The organism is Kytococcus sp. HMSC28H12 (assembly GCF_001816045.1).
GTDB classification, from domain to species: domain Bacteria; phylum Actinomycetota; class Actinomycetes; order Actinomycetales; family Dermatophilaceae; genus Kytococcus; species Kytococcus schroeteri.
Genome location: NZ_KV824519.1, coordinates 1 through 6,391, shown reverse-complemented (window position 1 = coordinate 6,391; position 6,391 = coordinate 1). Strand labels below are relative to the sequence as shown.

Annotated in this window: 3 protein-coding genes; 1 reads left to right on the top strand and 2 read right to left on the bottom strand. The window is 71.3% G+C overall.

Annotated features, from left to right (window positions below):
• Nucleotides 1-3,399, bottom strand: a 3,399-nt coding sequence (locus HMPREF3099_RS07530) for a S8 family serine peptidase (RefSeq protein WP_141762052.1), incomplete at its 3' end; no start/stop codon positions are given.
• 257 nt (nt 3,400-3,656) lie between these two features.
• A complete protein-coding gene (locus tag HMPREF3099_RS07525; RefSeq protein WP_070705412.1) occupies nt 3,657-5,888 on the bottom strand; it encodes a cell wall-binding repeat-containing protein in 2,232 nt (743 codons plus the stop codon).
• Between the two features lie 316 nt (nt 5,889-6,204).
• Between HMPREF3099_RS07525 and HMPREF3099_RS07520 the strand changes: the two genes are divergently transcribed.
• On the top strand, nt 6,205-6,391 hold a 187-nt coding region (locus tag HMPREF3099_RS07520; RefSeq protein WP_141762051.1), incomplete at its 3' end, for a Clp protease N-terminal domain-containing protein.

Below are 6,391 nucleotides of genomic sequence, written 5' to 3'. Positions count from 1 at the left end.
GTTGGCGCTGGTCTCGTAGCGGTTGGCGCCGGAGATGCGCTCCACCGACAGACCGCTGGCCTCCAGCTCGTCGGCCACCTTCGCCGAGACGGCGGTCTCGCCACCCACCAGGATGACGCGCTTGGCGCCCAGAGCCTTGAGCGCCTCGGTGGTCTGGGCCGGGATGCGGTCCTGACGGGTCAGCAGCACCGGCACCTCCTTGCCGTCCTCGTCGGGCATCGACTGCGTGCGCACCATGCCGGAGCCGGCTGCGGCCGTGCTCGACATCGCGTCGGCGAAGCCCTGGCCGGAGGCCATGTAGACCGTCTCGGAGGTACCGAACTCCTTGGCCACCTCGGCGGCCGTGGCGTAGCGGTCACGTCCCTCGAGGCGGCGCAGGCTCGGCTCGGGGGTCTCCTCCTGGCCGGGCTCGAGCAGCACGTAGGTCTCGCCCAGCATCGGGTAGCTGCGGCCCACGTCGGTGGTGGTCACCTTGCCGAACCAGGCCTTGGAGGTGTCGTCCACGGAGATCTTGCCCGGGATCTTCTGCTCCACGCCGGCCTTCAGGCTGAAGGGGTTGGCGAAGGTCAGGTTGCCCGCGTCGCCCTTCTCCGGCAGCACGAAGCTGCGCAGGGTCACGCCGGTCTTCGTCGCGCCCTTCAGGTCGTAGGCCTGCACGTGCACCGTGTAGTCGTCCTGCAGCAGCAGGGTCGGGATGAGGATGCGCTCGGCCGCGCCGGCGGTGGCCGCCTGGCCCACCTTGAGGCTGGTGCCCTTGTAGGTGACGAAGAGGTCGAGGTCCACCGACGGGTCGTCGGGGATGATCTCGGTCCACAGCGAGCCGTAGCGCGGTCCGGCGAAGTCCCAGCGCAGGTTGTTGGGGTCGTCCACCACCAGCTCGTTGCGGTTGGAGGGCATGCCCACCTCGCCGCGCACCTCCACGGCGGGCACGAGGCCACGCGTGGACAGGTTGACGTCGCGGTCGCGGCCGGCCGTCATCGGGATGGTGAGTTCCTCGTCGGTGCTCTTGCCCTTCACCAGGCTGGGCGCCTTGAGCTCACCGGCACGCACGGCGATGGGGGAGCGCACGTCGTTCTGGCCGGCGGCCGACCAGGTGAGCGAGCCCTTGGCCCATGCGTCCTTGGCCAGGGTGAGGTTCTTGAAGGTGATCTTCACCTCCGCCGACTCGCCCGGCTTCAGCGAGACGGTGGACGGGCTCACGGTGGTCTGCACGCCGTCCACACCGGACACCTTGGCGGTCCACGTGGTGGCCTTGCCGGTGGTGTTGGTGACGGTGCGCGTGACGGTCTTCTGGCCCAGCAGCTGGCCCACGGCGATCGAGGCCTGGTTGAGGTCCGAGGCGTCGATGGGGTTGTCCGAGACGGGCTTGCCGCCGCGGGTCACGCCCTGGCCGGCCAGGAAGTCCCACCAGTCCTGCTCGCCGGCGTCGTAGACGAGGCCGGGGGAGAGCATCTTCCGCGGCTCCACGAACCCGGCGCCGGTGGCGAACGGGTCGTTGCTGGCGGCGCTCGCGTGGTCGCGGGCGGTGGTCATGATGGCCGACTTGACCGCCATCGGGGACCACTCGGGGTTGGCCTGCTTGACCAGCGCGGCGAGGCCCGCGATGTGCGGGGAGCTCATGGACGTGCCGGAGCTGTAGTTCCACACGTCGGCGCCGCGCTCGGGGGTGGCGTAGGCCGCGAGCACGCCCACGCCGGGGGCGGACACGTCGGGCTTGAGGATGTCGCCCTCGCCGCCCAGTGACGGGCCGCGCGAGGAGAACCCGGCGATCTCGGGCACCTGGGTGGTGGAGCCCTCGTTGGTCTCGAGCATCTCCGCGGTGGCGCCCTCCTGCTGGGCGTAGGCCCGGATGGCGTCGCGGTGGGTGTGCGAGAGGTGCACGGTGGGGATGACGTGTGCGTCGGTGTCCAGCGAGCTGTCGCTGGTGTTCACCAGCACCATGCCCACGCCACCGGCCTTGGCCACCACGTCCGACTTCTCGGTGCGGGCGTTCTCGCCGCGGTCGCAGACCACGATCTTGCCGGCCACCTTGGCCGGGTCCAGGGTGCCGGGGAAGCACAGCGCGGCCTTGGCCGGGTCGGCCCCGGCGGCGGCCACGTCCTCGGCGAGCACCAGCGGGGAGCTCGGCAGGGCCTTGGTGATGGAGGCACCGATGTAGCGCTTGCCGTCACCGGTCACCACGGTGTTCTCGGACACGCGGTGCGTGGAGGCGGCCACCGTGGTGAGCCACGGGGAGGGGTGGTTGGTGGTGGACGCCTTGGGGCCGGAGTTGCCCGAGGAGGCCGCCACGAAGATGCCGTGGGCGGCGGCGTTCATGAAGGCGATCTCGACCGGGTCCACGTAGTTGCTCGAGGTCCCGGAGATGGAGTAGTTGATGACGTCCACGCCGTCGGCCACCGCGTCGTCGATGGCCTTGACGGAGTCCATGGTGTTGCAGCCGCCGTCGCCGTCCTTCTCGTCCCAGCAGACCTTGTAGGCCGCCACGTGCGCCTTGGGCGCCATGCCGGAGATGACGCCGTGCTCCTGGCCGTTGACCATGGCCTTCACGCCCGAGTTGCCGGCGGCGGTGCTGGCGGTGTGCGAGCCGTGGCCGCCCACGTCCAGCGGGGAGAGGGACTCGTGGTCGGCGATGCGGGAGCGGCCGAAGCCGTCCACGTAGAAGCGGGCACCGATGAGCTTGTTGTTGCAGGCGTCGGCGGGGAAGTCCTGGGCGGCCTCGGTCTTGCAGGCGCCCTTCCAGTCGGCCGGCGGGGCCTGGATGCCCTCGGGGGAGAAGCTCGGGTTGTGGTACGAGATGCCGGAGTCGATGACGCCGACGACGACGCCCTCGCCCTGCAGGCCGCCCTGCTGCGCCCACACGCCGTTCGGGCCGGTGAGGCCCAGGAACTCGGGGGACTCGCTGGTGGTGGGCTGCAGGGTCTCTGCGGGGGTCACGCCGAGCACGTCGGCGGAACGGGCCAGCTGGGCGGCTTGCTCGCCGGTGAGGTGCACACCCACGCCGGACAGGGCCGTGGTGTAGCGGACCACGGGCTTGGGGGAACCGACGGAGGCCAGAGCGGCGTCCTGGCGCTGCACCAGATGGCTCTCGTAGCGCTTCACCGCGGCGCTCGCGCGGTTCAGGGACGCACCCTTGGCCGGGCTGGTGGCCGCCAGGCCCGCCAGGTGGCCGTCGTAGGCGATGGTGGGCTGGTCGCGGAAGGTCACGACGTACGCGCCGTCGGTGAACTCCTGCTGGGCGGCCGCGTCGCGGGCCGCGCCCTCGGTGACGGCCAGCACCTCGGCCTCCGAGGGGGTGCGGTCGGCCGGGGCTGCCACCGTTGCGGGGACGACCAGACCGGCCAGCGCGATCGCCATCGCCGGGGCGGTGAGGGCTCGCGACAGGGTGCGGTGAGTTGCCACAGGATCTCCTTGTATGGATGGGATGGGATGGGTGTGAGCAACCTCTCAGAATCCCCCCACGGGCGGAACCCCTCGCGAGGAGCCCCAGGGGCTTCGGTATCAAACCGTGACCTGTCTCATGCCAGAGGATGATGCGTCTCCTCCACCCAGGGGTGGGCGATGGGCGTCGGAGACGCCAGAGGGGCCCCGACCGCAGTGCGGTCAGGGCCCCTCGTCGGGATCGCGGGGTCAACGCCGGGCGTTCACCCCCGATCGGTTCACTTGATGCCCAGGGCGGCCTTCAGGCTGGCCTCCACGGTGGTGGAGACGGCGGCCGGGCCACCCACGATCACGTTGTGGTCGGCGGGGTCGGCCTTGACGTAGGCACCGACGGAGCCCGGCAGGGCCTGCTGGCGGGTCAGCAGCAGCGGGCTGTCCTGGTTGGCAGCCATGGTGCCGCCGGACAGGGCGTCGGCGTAGTCGTGGCCGGTGGCGAAGAAGTTGTACTTCTCGCCCTCGAACTTCTTGGCGATCGCCACGGAGGTCTCGTAGCGGTCGGCGCCGGCGAGACGCTCGGAGGCGCCCACCTGCTTGGCCACGGCGTCGGACACGGCGGCGGGGCCACCCAGCACGACGACCTTCTTCGGGGCCAGGGACTTGACGGCGTCCATCGTGACGGCGTCCGCCTGGTCCGGACGGGTCAGCAGGACGGGGGCCTGCTTCGAGCCGGCCAGTGCGGCACCCGCGAGGGCGTCGGCGTAGGCCTTGTCCTCACCGGAGGCCACGTAGAGGGTGTCCACGCCGGAGCCGAAGCGCTTGGCGACGTTGGCGCTGGTCTCGTAGCGGTCGCCGCCGGAGATGCGCTTCACGCCCAGGCCCATGGCCTTGAGCTCGGCCTCGACGGCCGGGGAGACGGCCTTCTCGCCACCGATGACGGTGACGGACTTGGTGCCCAGCTTCTGCAGGGCGGCCTTGGTGGAGGCCGGCAGGGAGCCGGTGCGGGTCAGCAGGGTCGGGACGTCGCCGTCACCCGGGAGGGCGGCGGTGCGCGCGCTGCCGGCGGCCGCGTTGGAGCTGGTCATCGCGTCGGAGAAGCCCTGACCGGAGGCCAGGTAGACCGTGGCGGCGGACTTCTGGCCGGAGGTGGCGACCTCAGCGGCGGTCTCGTAGCGGTCCTTGCCGCCCCAGCGGACGAGGTCGCGCTTGGGGTCCGGGTCCGGCTTGTCGCCGCCCTTGAGCAGCTCGGTGGTGTTGAGCAGCAGGTTCGGGGAGCCCTTGAGGTCCTTGACCTTGCCCTGCGTGGCGGTGGAGGTGATGGCCTTGTTGACCTCGGCGACGGTGGCCTTGGGGTTCTTCTGCAGGTACAGGGCAGCGGCGCCGGCCACGTGCGGGGCGGCCATGGAGGTGCCGCCCATCTCGAGGAGCTGGTCGTCCGCCTCGAAGCCGGAGGAGACGATGTTGCTGCCGGGCGCGAAAAGGTCCACGCACTTGCCGTAGGAGGACTCCTGGCCGCCGCCGAAGATGGAGCGGTTGTCCTTCTGGTCGGTGGCCGCGACGGTCAGGACCTTGGGCTCGCGCGAGGGGGAGTTCTCGCAGGCGTCGTTGGCGTCGTTGCCGGCGGCCACGACGGTCACGAGGCCGGCGTCCACGAGGCGCTCGGCAGCCTGGTCGGAGGCCGGGTCGACGGGGCCACCCAGACTCATGTTCACCACGGCCGGGGCCTTGGCGTTGGCGGCGACCCAGTCCATGCCCTCGATGATCTGGGAGTTGGGGGCGCTGCCCTCGCAGCCGAACACGCGCACCGGCACGATGGAGGCCTCCTTGGCCACGCCGGAGAACTCACCGGCGACGGTGCCGGCGACGTGGGTGCCGTGGCCCAGGCAGTCCTCGGTGCCCAGGCCGTCGTTCACGACGTCCTTGCCCGGCTTGATGCGGCCGGTGAAGTCGAGGTGGGAGGAGCGCGCGCCGGAGTCGATGACGTAGGCGGTGATGCCCTGGCCGCTGGCGGCGTACTTGAAGACGTTGTCCAGGGGCAGGTTGGCCTGGTCGATGCGGTCGAGACCCCAGGAGTAGGGGTCCTTCTGCTCGCCGGCGGCGGGAGCGCCGGTGATCCTCTGGGTGGAGCCCTTCTGCTCGCCCAGGGTCACCACGGTGTCCTTGGTGATGCTCGCCACGGCCGGGTCGTTCTGGAGCTCGGCGGCCTGCTCGGCCGTCAGCGTGGCCGAGAAGCCACCCAGGGTCGAGTAGGTGCGCTTCACCTCGATGCCGTCGGCCTTGAAGCCCTCGACGACGCGGTTGGTGTGCGCCTGAGCGGCGGCCTTGCCGGACGCGGTGTCCAGACCACCAGCGCTGGCGACCTTGGCCGACTGGTTCAGCAGCACGATGTAGTCGCCCGCCGTGCCCTGCTCGGCAGCGGCGTTGCCACCGGCGGCGACGGCGGCCGGGGCGGCGGTCAGCGCGAGGCCGACGACGCCCAGGGCGCCCATGGCCTTGCGGGAGGTGGAGTTCATCACGACATTTCCCCAATCATGAGTGGTGTGACGTGGCCGCATCGTCGGGACTGGCGGTGCGACCGAGATGTGGCACAGGAGGACCCCGGGCCGGTCCCTGCAAGGTAGCCGGGGAAGAGGCCCGGCGCAATTTCCCCGGGGCGCGGTGCACCGGGCTGTCCTCCGCGTCGTTCCGCCGAGTCCGACCGGGGGGGGCATGCCGCCTCCACCCGTGGTGGGTTGAGTGGAATGGACTCAACTTCGGGGTCGTTGACACCTACAGACGACAGGCGCCCGGGCCCACCGGACGCACCACCCGACCAGTCCGAGGAGACCCATGGACCTCAACCCGACCACCCTCGTGGCCGAGGTGCTCGCCATCGCCCAGCGCGACGCACAGGCGGGCGGGCACCCCGAGATCACCCCCGACCACCTCGTGGCCGCCCTGACCGCGGTCGGTGACGACGCCGTGAAGGCGCTGCTCGCCGCCGCCGGCACCACCCCCGAGGCGGCCGGCGCCGCCG

What these genes read in the sequence shown, in the direction of transcription:
- HMPREF3099_RS07525 (WP_070705412.1), bottom strand. Translation starts at nt 5,888, where the DNA reads ATGAACTCCACCTCCCGCAAGGCCATGGGCGCCCTGGGCGTCGTCGGC.